Below are 15,827 nucleotides of genomic sequence, written 5' to 3' on the forward strand. Positions count from 1 at the left end.
GGATCGGACGGGGTTCGATGCCCCGTCCGATCCGGTTCAGTTCAGGTCCACGGTCATGCCTTCGCCCCAGCCATGGACGCTGTCCCGCGCCCGCACGACCACCCGTGCCGTCCCATCCGGGATCGCGACCCCCGACAGAGACCGGGTGAAGGGCTGCTCCTCCACATGGGGATGATGCAGCACGCGCATTCCCAGCTCGGTGCCGTCCTCGGCCTCGACCCGCCAGCCGTCTGCATAATGGTCCCAGCCGGTATCGGGATGGCTGACGGTCACGTCGAAGCGCCAGGCGTCGCCCTGGCGGGTGGCCTCGACGGCCTCCACGACAGGCGAATCGGCGAAAGCGGGGGCGGAGAGCAGGATCAGCGGCAACAGAAATCTCATGCGCCGCACCGTGCCCCGCCCGCGGCCGCCTGTCCAATCGCGCCTGCGTGATCGGCAGAAAGCCTGACCGGTTCCTCTGTGCCGTCCGGACATCGGCCCGGCGCCGTTTGTGCAGACGGGGGGTGCACGGGGGGTGCACGGGGGGTGCACGTTGCATTCCGGCAATAGTGGGCGGATTGGTCAGATTTGATGACCGCTCAGAACGGCTTGACGACCACCGCCCAGAGGATGGCCAGAAAGACCAGGACGCTGACCTCGTTGAAGACCCGCAACCAACGGTCGGAATGGGGAAACTCGCCTCGCCGCGCCAGGAAAACCAGCCGTCCGGTCCAGCCGTAATGTACTGCCAGAAGTCCCACGAGCGCCGTCTTCAGATGCGTCCAGCCAGGCCAGCCCCAGAGATGCGCGAGCCACAGACCCAGCACGACCCCGATCACCGCCAGTCCGCCCGAAAAGCGGTAGAGCCGCATGGTCAGATCCGCCAGCGGGCCCCGCTCGCCCAGCCTTTCCCATTCACGGCGCCAATAGATCAGTGCGCGCGGTACGGCGAAGACGCTGGTCATCCAGCCGAACACGCAGAGCAGGTGGAAGATCTTTGCCCAATCCATTCACTTCTCCAGCAGCACCGTCCGGGAGGCCGAGGCGAATTCCCGGCTGAGCACGACCCATAGCGTCACCAGCGTGGCGAGCAACAAGGCATGGGGGCCGATCAGCCAGGCCAGCCCCGCCAGGGCGAAGTAGACCGCGCGCAGCCCGCGGTTGAAGTTCACGGCGGCGCGGATGTTAATTTCCGCTGCCTGTGCCGCGCGCCGGGTCGCCCGGGCATCGCCGGTATCGTTCGGCGCGGCGGCCATGACGACGGCGCAATAGCCGAACAGTCGGTTCGACCAGATGAACTTGAAGACCGCGCTTGCCAGCAGCAACGCCACCAGCGCCAGCTTGGCCTGCCAGAAGACGACCGGCTGCAACCCCTCGCCCACGCCCGTGGCGAGGCTCTGGAGTTGCTCCGCATTGCCCGCCAGTGCCAGCACGCCGCCCACCGCGATCATCGCCGCCGAGGCCAGGAAGGTGGTGCCTTGCCGCAGGCTCGACAGGATGGCGGCGTCGAAGATCCGCGGCTGCCTGGTCAGCATCTCGACCATCCAGTCGCGCCGGTATTGCGCCATGAGAACGCTCACCGATAAGCGGGAGGCCGGCGGATGCTCCACCACCCATCCCGTCCCGCCCCAGGCGATCAGAAACAGCGCAAGCGCCAGCGCATCGAGAAAAGCGAAGGAATCCACGACGTCCGACAGCATGCCGCAGCCCTAGCGCGGAATGCGGGCTTTGCCTCCCCCGGAAATTGGTCTAATAATCTTACCAATTCCCGCCCCCTCTGAGGACGTGCCATGGAAATGCCCCCCGTCGACGACTTCGCGCTTGCAAAGAAGGACGCTCTGGTCACCCGACTCGGCGAGGTCCTGCCCGGGGACGCCGTCATTCACACCGTCGAGGAGCTGAAGGCGTACGAATGCGACGCGCTCACGGCCTATCGCTGTCCGCCGCTCGCCGCCGTTCTGCCCCGGACGACCGAAGAGGTCAGCGCCGTTCTCAAGGTCTGCCACGAGATGGAGGTGCCGGTGGTGCCCCGTGGCTCGGGCACGTCTCTGGCAGGCGGCGCGCTGCCGACGGCGGACAGCGTCATTTTGGGCACCTCCCGCCTGACCGACGTGCTCGAGGTCGATTATGCCGACCGCTTCATCCGCGTTCAGTCGGGGCGCACCAACCTCTCTGTCACCGGAGAAGTGGAGCACGAGGGCTGGTTCTACGCCCCCGACCCCTCGTCGCAGCTAGCCTGCGCCATCGCGGGCAACATCGCGATGAACTCGGGCGGCGCGCATTGCCTGAAATACGGCGTGACGACCAACAACCTGCTGGGCGTGCGCATGGTCCTCATGGACGGCACCATCGTCGATCTGGGCGGGGCGCATATGGATGCGGGCGGGTTGGACCTGCTGGGCGTGGTCTGCGGCTCCGAGGGGATGCTGGGCGTTGTGACCGAGGCGACGCTGCGTATCCTGCCCAAGCCCGAGGGCGCACGTCCCGTGCTCATGGGTTTCGACAGCAACGAGGTGGCGGGCGCCTGCGTCGCCGACATCATCAAGGCGGGCGTCCTGCCAGTGGCCATCGAGTTCATGGATCGACCCATCATCCGCATCACCGAGGATTTCGCTGGCGCGGGCTATCCCGACTGCGAGGCCCTGTTGATCGTCGAGGTCGAGGGATCAGAGGCCGAGATCGAGGAGCAGCTCTCCACCATCGAAGAGATCGCCCGCCGTCACGACCCGGTCGAGTTGCGGCGCTCCACCTCCGAGGACGAAAGCCAGCGCATCTGGCTGGGCCGCAAGTCCGCTTTTGGCGCGACGGGCCGCGTGGCGGATTACATGTGCCTCGATGGCACGATCCCCGTCAGCGAGCTTCCCCGCGTCCTGCGCGGCATCTCGGATCTGTCCGAGAAATACGGCCTGCGCGTGGGCAACGTCTTCCATGCGGGCGACGGCAACATGCACCCGCTCATCATGTTCGACGCCAACAAGCCCGGCGATCTGGAAACCTGCGAGGAGATGGGCGCCGAGATCCTGAAGCTTTGCGTCGAGGTCGGCGGTTGCCTGACTGGAGAGCATGGGGTCGGTGTCGAAAAGCGAGATCTCATGAGCCACCAGTTCGACGCTGCCGATATGGAGATGCAGATGCGCGTCAAGGACGTGTTCGATCCGTCCTGGCTGCTGAACCCGGCCAAGGTGTTCCCGCTGGACGTCACCGCCGACCGGCGCGCAGGCTGAGCGCGCTGACGCCTCCGGCGGGAGTATTTGGGCCGAGAAGAAGGAGCGCGCGGTGCTGACACCCCGGAGCGAAGACGAACTGGCCGAGATCGTGCGCGGCGCGAACGGGCCTCTTTCCATACGCGGCGGCGCCACGCGGCATCTGCCGGGCGACGGAGAGCCGCTGACCACGCGCGGCCTGACGGGGATCACGCTCTACGAGCCCGGGGCTCTGACGCTGGTCGCGCGCGCCGGAACGCCCGTGGCCGAGGTCGAGGCGGCGCTTGCCGGCGAGGGGCAGCGCCTGCCATTTGAGCCCATGGATCACCGTCCGCTGTTGGGCACGGACGGGGAGCCGACCATCGGCGGCGCCGTCGCGATGAACGTCTCGGGGCCGCGCCGGGTCCAGGTGGGCGCCTGCCGGGACGCCCTGATCGGAGTTCGGTTCGTCACCGGCGAAGGGGCGGTCGTCAAGAATGGCGGCCGGGTCATGAAGAACGTCACCGGCTACGATCTTGTGAAGCTGCAGGCGGGTGCGCGGGGCACGCTTGGCATCCTCACCGAAGTCGCGTTCAAGGTGCTGCCCGCCGCGCAGTCTCAGGCGACGCTGCGGTTGGACGGGCTGGATGCGGATGCGGCGATGGCCGCGATGGCAGCCGCACTCGGCTCTCCGTTCGAGGTCTCGGGTGCGGCGTGGACCGAGGCGGGGACCTTCCTGCGGGTTGAGGGGTTGGAAGGCTCGGTCGCCTACAGGACCGGCAAGCTGTTGGAAGTGCTTGCGCCCTGGGGTTTGGCCGAAACGGTCGATGATCCGTGGGCCGACCTGCGCGACGCCCGCGCGGTCGCAGGGCCGGGCGACGTTTGGCGGGTGCATTGTCGCCCGAGCCAAGCCCCCGCCCTGATCGCCGCCGTGGGAGCGGAGGCCGCGCAGATGGACTGGGGCGGCGGGCTGGTCTGGCTGCGGGTCGCGGCAGGGACCGACCTGCGCGCGGCGCTGCCCGCCTTCGACGGGCACGCGAGCCGGGTGACCGGGGCAGCCGACACCGCGCCGCAGTCCGGATCGGTCGCTGCCCTGGAAGCCGGTATCCGCGCCAGGTTCGACCCGCGCGGCCTGTTCTCCCCGATGACCGAGACCGCCTGATGCAAACGACCTTTACCCCCGCCCAGCTGACCGACCCCGCCACCGCGCGGTCCAACGAGATCTTGCGCGCCTGCGTGCATTGCGGCTTCTGCACGGCGACATGCCCGACATATCAGGTGCTGGGCGACGAGCTCGACAGTCCGCGGGGGCGTATCTACCTGATCAAGCAGATGCTCGAAGAGGGGCGGCCCGCCGATGCCCAGACCGTCAAGCATATCGACCGATGCCTGTCCTGCCTGGCTTGCATGACGACCTGCCCCTCGGGTGTGCATTACATGCATCTCGTGGACCATGCGCGGGAGTATATCGAGCAGACCTATACCCGCCCCTGGCACGACCGTGCGCTGCGTTGGGTGTTGGCACAGATCCTGCCCTATCCGATGCGCTTCCGCGTGGCGCTGCTGGGCGCGAAGATCGGCAAGCCCTTCGCTCGGCTTATGCCCGATGCGCGCCTGCGGGCCATGCTGGCGATGGCGCCAGACACAATCCCGCCGGTCAGCCGCAACGACGACCCCCAGACCTTCGCCGTGCCCGAGCGGAAGATGCGCGTCGCGTTGATGACGGGTTGCGCGCAGAAGGCGCTGAACACCGACATCAACGACGCGACGATCCGCCTGCTGACGCGGCTGGGCGCCGAGGTCGTGGTGGCCGAGGGGGCCGGGTGTTGCGGCGCGTTGACCCATCACATGGGCAAGACCGAGGAAAGCCACCGCTTCGCCGCCGCCAATATCGAGGCGTGGCACCGCGAGATGCAGGGCGATGGACTGGACGCGATCGTCATAAACACGTCGGGCTGCGGCACGACGGTCAAGGATTACGGCCATATGTTCCGAAGCGATCCCCTGGCCGAAAAGGCGGCGGCCATCGCTGGATTGGCCAAGGATGTCAGCGAGGTGCTCGTCGACCTTCTGCCCGCCGACTTCCCGTTCGAGACGCCGCCGCGTCCGGCGAAGACCGGCATCGCGGGCGTGCCCACCTCCCGCCGCCCCGATGCCGAGGGGCAGGGGCCGATGCGCGTGGCCTACCACGCCGCCTGCTCGCTCCAGCATGGGCAGAAGATCAAGGCGGCACCGAAGGACCTGCTCAAGCGGGCCGGGTTCGAGGTGGTCGAGCCGCGCGACAGCCACCTGTGCTGCGGCAGCGCGGGGACCTACAACCTGATGCAGCCTGAAATCAGCGGCGAGTTGAAGGCCCGCAAGGTCGCCACGCTGGAGGAGAGAGCGCCCGACGTGATCGCCGCGGGCAATATCGGGTGTATGATGCAGATCGGATCGGCCGCCTCGGCGCCCGTGGTCCACACCGTGGAATTGCTCGACTGGGCGACCGGAGGACCGGTTCCACCGGCGATCGAATCCGTTTCCGGACAGATGCCGAAGGCCCCGGCGGTGCCAAAGTTACGCTAGGGTTTCGCCGATTTCGGGCGGCACACCGGTAGGAAGAACTATCGGAGTACCCCCCAATGCGTCTTGCAGCCCTGATCCTCTCGCTCGCGATGTCTCTCCCCGCCGCGGCGGAAGGGCCGCTCCGACGGCTGGACACGGCGACGGATCTCCGCGGGCTCGAAGGCGTCGGACGGATCGATCTGGGGCGGGAAGGCTATTGCACCGGCGCGCTAGTGACGCCCACACTCGTCCTGACGGCGGCGCATTGCGTCACGGATGGCGAGACGGGCGAGGCCTTTAACCAGGAGACGATCACCTTCCGCGCGGCATTTCGGAACGGCGAGGAGGCGGCGCGCCGGGGCGTCCGGCGCATGGTCATCGACCCCGCCTACCGTCCCGGGCCGAAACCGACGCATCAAAGCGTCTCCCACGACCTTGCGCTTCTGGAGCTCGATCGCAGCCTCGATCTGCCGCGCGTGCAGCCCTTCGAGGTGAGCGGCCGGCTGGAGGTCGGAGATACCGTCCGCGTCGTCAGCTACGGGCGGGGCCGATCCGATGCGCCCTCGATCGAGGAAGCCTGTTCTGTCCTCGACCGGGCTCCGCGGGTCCTCATTCTCGACTGCGATGCGGATTTCGGCTCATCGGGCGCGCCGGTCTTCGTCGCGACACCTCAGGGCTTGCGCATCGTCTCGGTCATTTCAGCCGGGGGAAGCTGGGACGGCCGGGAAGCCTCTTTCGCGGTCACGGTGGAGGAGGGGCTCAAGCGGCTCAGCTACGAGTTGCGCCGCGCGACGAACCTCGTTTCGGCCGGCGCGAAACGTCTCGAGGTGGGCAAGCGGTCGGGCGCGATCCGGTTCCAGCGCCCGCCCACGAATTGAGCTGACGGCGCCTGCCGCGGGGCGGCGCATCGGGACGGCTACGGCTGTTCGAGACGGAATGTCGACGCGCCTTTGGCAAACCCGGCGCCAGAACGGGGCGGATTGAACCGGGCCTTGCCGCATTCCCCCCGATGCGGCCCCATTGCCGCCCAAGCCGGCACAAACCGCCCCCGAAATACCCCGTCGCCGCGCCATACCCGACAAAGCCCGGCCCGACTGTCCGGTCATCCCCGACCGTGGCAGGACAGGAGTGGTCAGGTGCGCAATCTGTTGGACATCGTGGCGAAGGCCGCATTGGCGGTTCTTCTGATCGCGGGTGTGGGATATGCGGAAGACACGCGCATGGAAATCCTGGCGACGGCCGACCAGTCCCGTGGCTGGGAAGCGGTCGGACGACTGGATTTTGGCGGTGACGGGTTCTGCACGGCGGCGCTCGTGACGTCCGACATCGTGTTGACCGCGGCTCATTGCCTTTACGACAATGCGACAGGCAAGCCGGTCCCTCCCGAAAAGATTCAGTTCCGCGCCGGTCTTCGCTATGGCCGGGCCGAGGCCTATCGCGGCATCCGCAGGATCGTGGTCCATCCCGACTACGCGATCGAGGACGTCGACCGCCTCTCTGTCATCGGCAGCGATCTCGCCCTCTTGGAACTCGACCGTCCCGTACGCGCAACGCATGTGAAACCGTTCCGCACCCATCTTGCGATCCGCGAAGGGGACGAGGTGCAGGTCGTCAGCTACGCGAAAGACCGTGCCGAGGCGCCATCGCGCGAGGAGTCCTGCAAGGTGCTCACCCGGGATCGGGACATCCTGGTGCTGAGCTGCTCGGTCGATTTCGGATCGTCAGGCGCCCCCGTCTTCGTTCGCCAGGGCGACGAGGTGCGGATCGTGTCGGTCATTTCCGCCAAGGCGGCCTGGGACGACAAGCCCGTCGCATTGGCTGCCGTGATGGAGGGGGAATTCGAGGCCTTGCTGTCGGAATTCGCCCGGACCCCCGCGCTGGCCCCCGTCGGGAACAAGACGGTGCGCCCCCGCGAGGTCCGCCCGACCTCTTCGGACTGACAGATCATCAGCGCCGAGCCCGACCGGTCCACAGTCTGGACCTGGCTCGACCTGGCCGATGGCTTGGCGGAGAGGGTGCGCGGAGGCGCCTGCATTGGGCCAGGCATCTCTGCCACGGCAAGATCGCGAAGATCCGAGCTTGACGCGCAGCTGGCCGAACGGGGGTGCCCCGCCGGAGTACGTCTTCACGATAGGTTCTAATGAACCGTCTCGTGGGCAGCCGCCGCGATCGGATCTCCCATGGCCTGCGGCAACTCGGAGACGGGAAATCCTGCCTCCGCCATCAGTCGGTTCGACGCGCCTTCGATCCTTGCTTCGAGCACAGCCATGAAGGTCGCACGGTCCAGCCCCGGCGGTATCGGTTCCAGAAACTCTATGACGGCCGTTCCGGGCTTTCGCAGTAGCCCGCGCTTTGGCCAGAAGACGCCCACATTGCAGGCGACCGGCACGCAGGGCTGCCCCAGTTGCTCATAGAGCGCGAAGGTACCCACCTTGTAGGGAATATGCGCACCCGGCGCGACGCGGGTGCCCTGGGGATAGATGACAAGCTGCCCGCCCGCCCGCTCGCCCGCGCGAACTTCTTGCAGCATCCGCTTGATCGCCTCGGACCGCTTGCCGCGATGAACGGGGATACAGCCCAGCAGGATCGCGTAGCGGCCCCAGACCGGCACGAAGCGGAGCAGGGCCTTCATGATGAAGAATGGACGCGGAAGCGCATCCCAGATCATCAGGATATCCAGAAAGCTCTGATGCTTTGCGGCGACCAGCACCTGTCCCTCAGGGGGCGTCCCGCGCACTTCGCAGCGCAGCCCGATCACCGGGTCCGCAATGCGCAGGATGAACTTGGCGATGGTGCTGCATGCGGTGCGCGCGCCCTTGCGCGAGAAGAGGGCCCAAGGCGCGAACAGGAAGCCCAGAAGGACGAACATCGCGTACATCGCGACATTGAAGAACAGGCTTCTTGCGTATTGCATCACTCGAACCTTCCCAAGGCGCGGGCGGTGGCCCGCTTCGTTGCCAGCAGCGCGACCAAGCCCGCCAGAAGCGGGATGAGGACCAGCCAAAGCCACCCTGCGCCGGACAATGCAAGCCCCTGCGGGAGAACCGCGCCCGGAGCGGGCAGCAGGTAAAGCCCGACCCCACCCAGAACCGTCCCCGCCGCCGCGCCAGCCAGCGCGCGCAGGGTGAAACGCCGGGTGAAGGCACGGATCACGAAGCCGTCCCGCGCGCCGACCAGACGAAGGACCCGGATCGCCTCGGCATTGGCCGCGAGGGCCGATTGTGCCCCCAGCGTGATGATGGCCGCGACCGTCCCGGCGATCAGCGCGAGGGCCAGCCATCCGACTGCACGCAAGCCCGCCGCCGCCTCGATCAGAGGCGCGCGCCACGTCGCATGATCGTCGAGGACCGCCTCGGGCACCTCGGCATGCAGCCGCAATGCGAGCCCGCGCAGATCCAGGCCCTCGTCGCTCTGCACGTCGATGAGAAGCGGCAGGGGCAGCGATGACGCATCCAGGCCGGTCCCGAGCCATGGCTCCAACAGGTCTGCCTGCGAGGTGCTGTCGATCTGTGTGGCCGACGCGATACCGGGCGTCGTCGACAGGATCTCCATCGTCCGCGCCAGCTGGTCGTCGGCCCCTGGGGGCAGGCGCACCGTGAGGGCGCGGGATAGCTCCTCGGACCAGCCCTCGGCCACCTGGTCGACGGCCAGCGCGAAGGCGAGTGCGAAGACCGCCAGGAATGCCATCGCCGCAGAAGCCAGCACGGTCAGCCAGACCGTGTGTCCGGTCGGCGGCACGACACGATCCGCGTCCCGGTCCCCCAAGGCCAGTTCGACCGCCCGCGTCAGCCCGGCGCCGGTCCGGCGCGCCGTCCACCCGGCCCCCTGCGCCGCCAGCCGCGTCAGGTACTTCGCGGTTGTCGCCGCACTCACAACTCGGCTCCGGCCGCTTGGAGGTTGCCGCCGGCGAGCCGCAGGATCCGTGCCTGCACCAGAGGTTTCGCGGCGCGGATCAGCCCCATATCGTGCGTCGCCACGACCACCGCCTTCCCCATGCGGTTCAACTCGGTCAGCAGCGTCAGGAGGCGCTGGGACATCTCGGCATCGACATTGCCGGTCGGCTCGTCGGCAAGCAGCACATCCGGATCCATGATGACCGCGCGGGCGAGGGCGGCGCGCTGCCGCTCTCCGCCCGACAGTTCCGGGGGGCGAGCCTCGGCGCGGGCGCTCAAACCCACCCAACTGAGCAACTGGGCCAGGTCCGTTGCGTGGGCCGACGGGTCGCGGCCCGTGACCTGAAGCGGCAGGGCGACGTTGTCGACCACGCTCAGATGATCGAGAAATCGGCAATCCTGATGTACCACGCCGACCTTCCGGCGGATCCTCGCCAATCCGTCCCGATCGACCTTGCGGCTATCCTGACCGAATAGCAGCGCCGCCCCGGAACTGGGCTTCAATTCACCGTAGAGCAGCTTGAGAAGGGTGGTCTTGCCCGCCCCGGACGGGCCGGTAAGGAAGTGAAACGAGCCGGGGGCAAGCGTCAGGTCGAGGTCGCTCAAGGTCGCGCCCCGCCCATAGCTGTAGCCTGCCTGCCGAAGCTCGATCATGGTCATCCTGCCTGGTTCGGGGCCGTATGCCAGCGCCACATCGGCGCCGCAATCTTGCAAACGGGTCACGGGCTTATACCGCCCGCAGGGACGGCGCCTTGCGGAGCGACAGACCGTCGCTAGTCTGGCGACGACCAAGAGGCGAGGAATCTGCCGGCAATGCGCCTGATCTGCCCGAGTTGTGGCGCCAAATACGATGTCGCCGCCGATCTGATCCCTCCGGAGGGACGCGACGTTCAGTGTTCCAATTGCGGCGGGAGCTGGTTCCAGGAACCGGAGCCGGTGGCAGAGGAAGCGCTGGCCGGCGCGGATGCCGCGCCGCCTCCGCCGGAGCTTGAACCCCGGGCACCCGAACCCCGCGCCAGCGAACCGGCGCAAAAGCCGGCCGCCGGGACCACCGACGACGCCGTCCTCGAAATCCTGCGGCAAGAGCGGGAATACGAGAGCCGCGCCCGTGCCGCCGAAGGCAGGGGCGCGTCTGGGATCCCGTCCGACTTGCCCGAAACCGCCCCCGACACCGCGGCCCCACCGGATGACGATACGCCGGAGGAGCGTGGAGCGAGGGAGCGCGCCCGCATGGCCGCTGCGGCCACGATCGCCCGGTCGCGTGACAAGACGCCGGTTTCGGATCCGGATGCGCCAGAGAAGGCCGATCCCGGGCTGTCCGAGGAAGATGCGGCCATTTCCGCTGCTCTCGCCGAGGCAGCACAGGATGATGGGCAAGGTTCGGTCGAGGTCATCTCTGCGGCGTCACGGCGCAACCTTTTGCCGGACATCGAAGAGATCAACGAGACGCTCAAACCAGATGAACGGGCGATCGAGCAGGCGGCTGCGGAGGATGCCGCCGAGGATGCTGCGATCTCCGAAAGCGACGGACGCAGCGGGTTCCGCACAGGATTCCTCGCTGTGCTTCTGGTCTTCATCGTCCTGATCGGTGTTTATCTCGCTGCACCCCAGCTTGCCGATGCGATACCTGCCCTGATCCAGCCTTTGACGGAATATGTGGGGCTGGTGGATCAGCTTCGCTCGATCCTCGCGGGCGGCGCCGAGTCCCTGACGGAGTGGCTGTCCACGCCATCCTGAACCGGACTGCCGGACCTTTCCCGTTCAGAACTGTTCCAGCAGGCGGCGAAGGTAGTCGCGCTCGTCCTCGGGTCGGGCGCGTTCGCCGAGCCGCCGCCGGATCTCGTCCAGCAGGTCCTGCGCGCGGCGTGCCCCGTCCGGCCCACCCAGCAGGCTGTCTTCCGTGCCGAGCCGCGCACCTTCGCCGCTCTGACGTCCGAGCGGATCGCGACGGAAACCGTCGCCCGGCCGGCCCGCTGCCTGCCCTTCGCCGCGTGCACCGTCATTCTCGCCCTGCTCACCGGCCTGCTGGCGACCGAGCTCTTGCATCCCGTCGCGCAGGGCGTCCATGGCCTGTGCTTGATCGTCCAGTGCGCCGCCCAGATTTCCGCTTTCAAGGTCGCGCTGCGCCTGATCCATCGCCCGGCCGGCACGGTCCAGAGCGTCATCCACTCCCTCGCCATTGCCGCCCAGACCTTCCCGCAGAGCGTCGAGTTGCCGGCGCAATTCTTCCTGCCGACGGGCCAGTTCGGCAGGAGAACGCCCTCCGCCTTCGCGGCCGACCTGAGAGCCCGATCCGGACCCCTGCTCATTCCCCGGCCGACCCGACGGCTGACCACCCTGACCTTGCTGCTGGCCCTGCTGGCCCTGTTGCCCTTGTTGGCCCTGCTGCCCTTGTTGGCCCTGCTGCCCTTGCTGACCTTGCTGTTGGCCCTGTTGCTGGCCGAACTGTTCCTGAAGTTCTCGGAAAGCCTCGTCCGACAGTTCCTGCTGATCCCGCAATGTGTCGCGCAGATCGTCCATGGCCTGCTCGCCCGGCTGTCCCTGTCCCTGGCCACCCTGACCCTGCGTGACCTGAAGGTTTTCCATCATCTCCTGAAGCTGGCGCAACAGCTCCTGCGCCTCGGCAACGCGGCCCTGGCGCATCAATTCCTCGATCCGCTCCATCATCTGGTCCAGCATGTCGGGCGTGATTTCCTGCGTCTCGCCCTGGGCCTGCTGCTGACCCTGCTGTCCCTGCTGCTGTTGCTGGGCGAGCTGTCTGGTGTAGTCGTCCATGGCCCGGCGCATCTCTTCGGTGAGCCGCGCGATTTCTTCGGGGGACGCGCCTTGCCGGATCGCCTCCGACAACCGCTCCTGCGCCTGCCGCAATCTCTGGAGGGCGCTGTCGAGGGAGTTCTCTTCCAGCCGGATCGCGGCTTCCCACAACATCTCGGCCAGTTCATCGCGCGCTTCGGCCGTCAGGTCAGGCTGTCCTTCCAGCCGTCGGATGGCCATCCTGACGATCAGGAACGCGGACGGATTGTCGAACGTGTCGTCGCCGCGCCAGGTGATGGCGCGCAGCAGCCGCGCGGACCGGGCGCGATTTTCCCGTGACCAGAGCAGGTCGCGGCGCATTTCGATCAGCGCACCGGCCACGGCGTCGTAGAACGGGCGCGCCGGCAGGATCATCGTCTCGCTGGACGTCCCCGTCTGGCCCGCCGCGTCGTCCGCTTCGAGCTGTGCGGTCACCGGAAGACCCGCGAAGGGATGCTTGGACAGATCGAGCCGCGCGACTTCCTTGATCTCGGTCCGATCGCCGGCAATCGGCAACGCAAGATCCACCGTCACCGGCTCTCGCGCCTCAGGGTCTGGCTGGAGCCCGTACCGACGCTCGACCGACGCGAGATCCAGAGTGAAGGTCGCTCGTGCGGCGACGATCCCGAAATCGTCCGTCGCTTCCCACGGAATGACCTGACTGCCCGGGATCTCGAAATCCGGCTCTCCGGCCAGCGCGATCGTCGGCGACGCGTCGGGCGCAACGGTCAGTGTCCAGAGCGGCTCATCCTCGCCGCCGGAGATGGCGATCGTGCCGGACTGAGTGACGTCGAACTCTTGCAGCGGATCGGATGGCGCGGTTTCTCCCCGGCCCGAAACGGTCTCCGACACGGAGAGCGCGCCCGGTTCGCCATACAGGCGCAGGGTGACCCGCGTTCCCTCGGGCACCTCGACCGGGCCGGACGCGACCTCGTTCAGGTAGAGCGTCGGGAGCCCGGTATGCCGCGGCGGCTCAAGCCATCCTTCCCAGACCGGGCCTTCGGCGATGGCCTGCCCTTCACCGCCCGGAAGCACGGGCGCCGCCGGGACCCGCCACAGCGTTCCGAACAGGATCGCCACGGCGGCGAGCATTACGGCCAGATAGCGCAGGGCATAGGGATCCCGCCGCGACACGCGCAGGTCCGGGGGAACGGCTTGCGCCTCGCCCAGCCGGTTCCGCAGGCGTTCCCTGTGGGCCTCCCACACGGCGGCAGAGGCCGCGTCCGTGGCGCCAACGGCCTGGGTATCGCTGAGACCCTGAAGCGGTCGATCCGGCAATGTCGCGTCGAGGCGATCCCTGACCTCACCCTCGGTCGGAGCATGGAAGGCGCGCGCCCCGAAGATCAGGCAGGTCAGGAACAGCAGGCCCAGAGCGACGAGAAGCGACCCTTCCCACAACGGAGGGACCACGCCGGATGCCCAAACCGCCGCCGCAAGGAATGCGGTCGTCCAGGCAGGCCAAAAACATCGCGTGATCCGTTCAGCCCACAGGCCGACACGGGTCAGTCGCAACTGGCGCGTCACATGTGCGCGCAGATCGGTCGGGTCGGACAAGAGGCATACTCCGGTCGGTCTTTGACCAACCTAGGCGCGGGAGGTGGGAACACCAACCCCGGATCGCAGTCTGACATGGATGTGAGCGGGTTGGCCGCAGGCCGTCCGGCCTATCCTGAGCCGCACTGGCCAAGGTTTCCGCATTGTCAGAACGCCGCCGCGTTGAAATGCGGCACTGATTAGCCGTCAAGCCAGGCCGGCACGCTTTCCCGCGCGATCATCTCGTCGTAGCTGGGCCGGGGCCGGATGACGGACCAGTTCTCTCCACGCACGAGGACTTCTGGGACCAGCGGACGGGAGTTGTACTCGCTCGCCATCACGGCGCCGTAGGCTCCGGCGGACCGGAAGGCGACGACGTCCGAGGGGGCAAGCGGCGGCAGGAGACGCGCCTTCGTGAACGTGTCACCGGACTCGCAGACCGGCCCGACGACGTCGTAGGGATGCATCTCGGCTCCGGCGGCCGTCTCTCGGAGGGGGACGATATCGTGGTGCGCACCGTACATGGCGGGCCGGATCAGATCGTTCATTGCCGCGTCGAGGATTAGGAAGTCACGGCCTTCGCCTTCCTTTACGAAAATGACCGAGGCCAGCAGGACGCCCGCATTGCCCGCGATCAGCCGCCCGGGCTCGATTTCGATCTCGCAGCCCAGATGACCGACCTCGTCGCGGACGACCTGCCCGTATTCCAATGGAACCGGCGGCGCGAGGTTCGAGCGTTCATACGGGATCCCCAGGCCGCCGCCCAGATCGAGCCGGTCGATCGTATGCCCGTCGGCACGCAACGTCTCGGTCAGGTCAGCGACCTTGCGATAGGCCAGCCGGAACGGGTCCAGATCGGTCAACTGGCTGCCGATATGCACGTCTATGCCGACGACCCGAAGGCCGGGCAGCGTGGCAAGCTCCGCATAGACGTTGCGGGCCTTGGCGATCGGGATGCCGAACTTGTTTTCGGACTTGCCGGTGGCGATCTTCTCGTGGGTCTTGGCGTCGACATCCGGATTCACGCGGACGGTCACCGGGACCTCGATCCCCATGTTCGACGCGATTTCGGACAGCATCCGGTATTCCGGCTCGCTTTCCAGGTTGATCTGCCGGATGCCGCCTTCGAGCACGTGCCGCATCTCGCCCGGCGTCTTGCCCACGCCCGAGAAGACGATCCGGTCGCCGGGCACACCGGCCGCGCGGGCGCGTCGGTATTCACCTTCCGAGACCACGTCCATGCCCGCGCCCTCATCGCCCAGAAGCTTCAACAAGGCCACGTTGCTGGCGGCCTTCACCGCGTAGCAGACCAGATGCGGACCCCAATCCAGAGCCTCGTCGAAAAGCCTGTAATGCCGAAGCAGGGTCGCCGCCGAATAGACGTAGGCCGGCGTGCCGACCGAGGCCGCGATCTCGGGCAGGGGCACGTCCTCGGCATGCAGAATGCCGTCGCGATAGAGGAAATGGTCCATGGCCGCGCCCCTAGCGCGCCTTTTCCGTCCGCGCTAGTCTCACGCCTCTCGTCTTCCGCGCAGGAAGAGGTGCAAAGGCAGCCCAAGACTGACACCGACACCGAAGGTCGCCGGGATCGATGCCAGCAGCAGCCAGTCCCGTCGCGTATACGCTTCGTGAACGATCCAGACGGTCAGCGCGGCCGCCGCGACGGTCAGATCCCAGACCAGACCGCTGGACGCCGCATTCGCGTGCCAGGCATCGACCATGGCGCCGAGGCTCCAACCGTTCTCGGTAAACCACGCGAGAAAGTAGCGCCACGGCAGTATGATCCCGACAATACAGAGGATCAGGTAGAGGATGCGGAGAGGTGAGAATGTGCCCATGAGCCGGAGGTAGCGGGGCGCGCCTGGAAGGCGAGGGCGGCATTGTCGGCACAAGGGATCGGCGC

Annotated in this window: 15 protein-coding genes; 6 read left to right on the forward strand and 9 right to left on the reverse strand. The window is 67.4% G+C overall.

The genetic code is table 11. The annotated features are described in order from the left end of the window. Positions 1 to 36 precede the first annotated feature (36 nt). The 3 genes from jaqu_RS01915 to jaqu_RS01925 all read right to left on the reverse strand — a co-directional run bounded on the left by jaqu_RS01915 (position 37) and on the right by jaqu_RS01925 (position 1,664). The gene (locus jaqu_RS01915; RefSeq protein WP_043917254.1) at positions 37 to 381 is read right to left on the reverse strand and encodes a hypothetical protein; all 345 of its coding nucleotides are present in this window, start codon (positions 379 to 381) and stop codon (positions 37 to 39) included. A 197-nt stretch (positions 382 to 578) separates the two neighbouring features. Further along, positions 579 to 989: a CopD family protein gene (locus jaqu_RS01920; RefSeq protein ID WP_043917255.1), complete on the reverse strand. Its 411-nt coding sequence runs from the start codon at positions 987 to 989 to the stop codon at positions 579 to 581. Next, complete coding sequence (locus jaqu_RS01925) at positions 990 to 1,664, reverse strand: DUF599 domain-containing protein (RefSeq protein WP_236687721.1); 675 nt, start codon at positions 1,662 to 1,664, stop codon at positions 990 to 992. A gap of 105 nt (positions 1,665 to 1,769) precedes the next feature. Here jaqu_RS01925 and jaqu_RS01930 point away from each other — a divergent pair, with 105 nt between their 5' ends. The 5 genes from jaqu_RS01930 (at position 1,770) to jaqu_RS01950 (ending at position 7,645) form a co-directional block, all read left to right on the forward strand. Further along, positions 1,770 to 3,203 carry an FAD-linked oxidase C-terminal domain-containing protein gene (locus jaqu_RS01930; protein WP_043917257.1) on the forward strand — a complete coding sequence of 478 codons (1,434 nt, stop codon included), beginning with the start codon at positions 1,770 to 1,772 and terminating at the stop codon, positions 3,201 to 3,203. 55 nt (positions 3,204 to 3,258) lie between these two features. After that, positions 3,259 to 4,323, forward strand: a complete 1,065-nt coding sequence (locus jaqu_RS01935; RefSeq protein ID WP_043917300.1) for an FAD-binding protein — start codon at positions 3,259 to 3,261, stop codon at positions 4,321 to 4,323. Next, positions 4,323 to 5,726 carry a glycolate oxidase subunit GlcF gene (gene glcF / locus jaqu_RS01940; protein ID WP_043917258.1) on the forward strand — a complete coding sequence of 468 codons (1,404 nt, stop codon included), beginning with the start codon at positions 4,323 to 4,325 and terminating at the stop codon, positions 5,724 to 5,726. Before jaqu_RS01935 ends, glcF begins: the two co-directional genes overlap by 1 nt. Positions 5,727 to 5,782: 56 nt before the next feature. After that, positions 5,783 to 6,583 carry a trypsin-like serine peptidase gene (locus jaqu_RS01945; protein WP_043917259.1) on the forward strand — a complete coding sequence of 267 codons (801 nt, stop codon included), beginning with the start codon at positions 5,783 to 5,785 and terminating at the stop codon, positions 6,581 to 6,583. A 258-nt stretch (positions 6,584 to 6,841) separates the two neighbouring features. Continuing rightward, positions 6,842 to 7,645: a trypsin-like serine peptidase gene (locus jaqu_RS01950; RefSeq protein ID WP_052500719.1), complete on the forward strand. Its 804-nt coding sequence runs from the start codon at positions 6,842 to 6,844 to the stop codon at positions 7,643 to 7,645. 197 nt (positions 7,646 to 7,842) lie between these two features. Here jaqu_RS01950 and jaqu_RS01955 read toward each other — a convergent pair whose 3' ends face one another. The 3 genes from jaqu_RS01955 to jaqu_RS01965 are packed head-to-tail and all read right to left on the reverse strand — an operon-like array spanning position 7,843 to position 10,252. Continuing rightward, positions 7,843 to 8,619, reverse strand: a complete 777-nt coding sequence (locus jaqu_RS01955; protein WP_043917260.1) for a lysophospholipid acyltransferase family protein — start codon at positions 8,617 to 8,619, stop codon at positions 7,843 to 7,845. After that, complete coding sequence (locus tag jaqu_RS01960; protein WP_316243052.1) at positions 8,619 to 9,578, reverse strand: cell division protein FtsX; 960 nt, start codon at positions 9,576 to 9,578, stop codon at positions 8,619 to 8,621. Before jaqu_RS01960 ends, jaqu_RS01955 begins: the two co-directional genes overlap by 1 nt. Next, complete coding sequence (locus jaqu_RS01965) at positions 9,575 to 10,252, reverse strand: cell division ATP-binding protein FtsE (RefSeq protein ID WP_043917261.1); 678 nt, start codon at positions 10,250 to 10,252, stop codon at positions 9,575 to 9,577. Before jaqu_RS01965 ends, jaqu_RS01960 begins: the two co-directional genes overlap by 4 nt. A gap of 159 nt (positions 10,253 to 10,411) precedes the next feature. On the opposite strand from jaqu_RS01965, the gene jaqu_RS01970 reads away from it, so the two are divergent. After that, complete coding sequence (locus jaqu_RS01970; RefSeq protein WP_043917262.1) at positions 10,412 to 11,335, forward strand: zinc-ribbon domain-containing protein; 924 nt, start codon at positions 10,412 to 10,414, stop codon at positions 11,333 to 11,335. Between the two features lie 24 nt (positions 11,336 to 11,359). Here the strand turns inward: jaqu_RS01970 and jaqu_RS01975 are convergent, their stop codons facing one another. The 3 genes from jaqu_RS01975 to jaqu_RS01985 all read right to left on the reverse strand — a co-directional run bounded on the left by jaqu_RS01975 (position 11,360) and on the right by jaqu_RS01985 (position 15,762). Beyond that, positions 11,360 to 13,945 (reverse strand): DUF4175 domain-containing protein, encoded by a 2,586-nt coding sequence (locus tag jaqu_RS01975; protein ID WP_043917263.1) that lies wholly within the window; start codon positions 13,943 to 13,945, stop codon positions 11,360 to 11,362. A 179-nt stretch (positions 13,946 to 14,124) separates the two neighbouring features. Beyond that, positions 14,125 to 15,396, reverse strand: a complete 1,272-nt coding sequence (lysA, locus tag jaqu_RS01980; protein ID WP_043917264.1) for a diaminopimelate decarboxylase — start codon at positions 15,394 to 15,396, stop codon at positions 14,125 to 14,127. Between the two features lie 39 nt (positions 15,397 to 15,435). Beyond that, entirely contained in the window at positions 15,436 to 15,762 is a 327-nt protein-coding gene (locus jaqu_RS01985) for a DUF2834 domain-containing protein (protein WP_043917265.1), read from the reverse strand. Positions 15,763 to 15,827 lie beyond the last annotated feature (65 nt).

This window comes from Jannaschia aquimarina, from assembly GCF_000877395.1.
GTDB classification, from domain to species: domain Bacteria; phylum Pseudomonadota; class Alphaproteobacteria; order Rhodobacterales; family Rhodobacteraceae; genus Jannaschia; species Jannaschia aquimarina.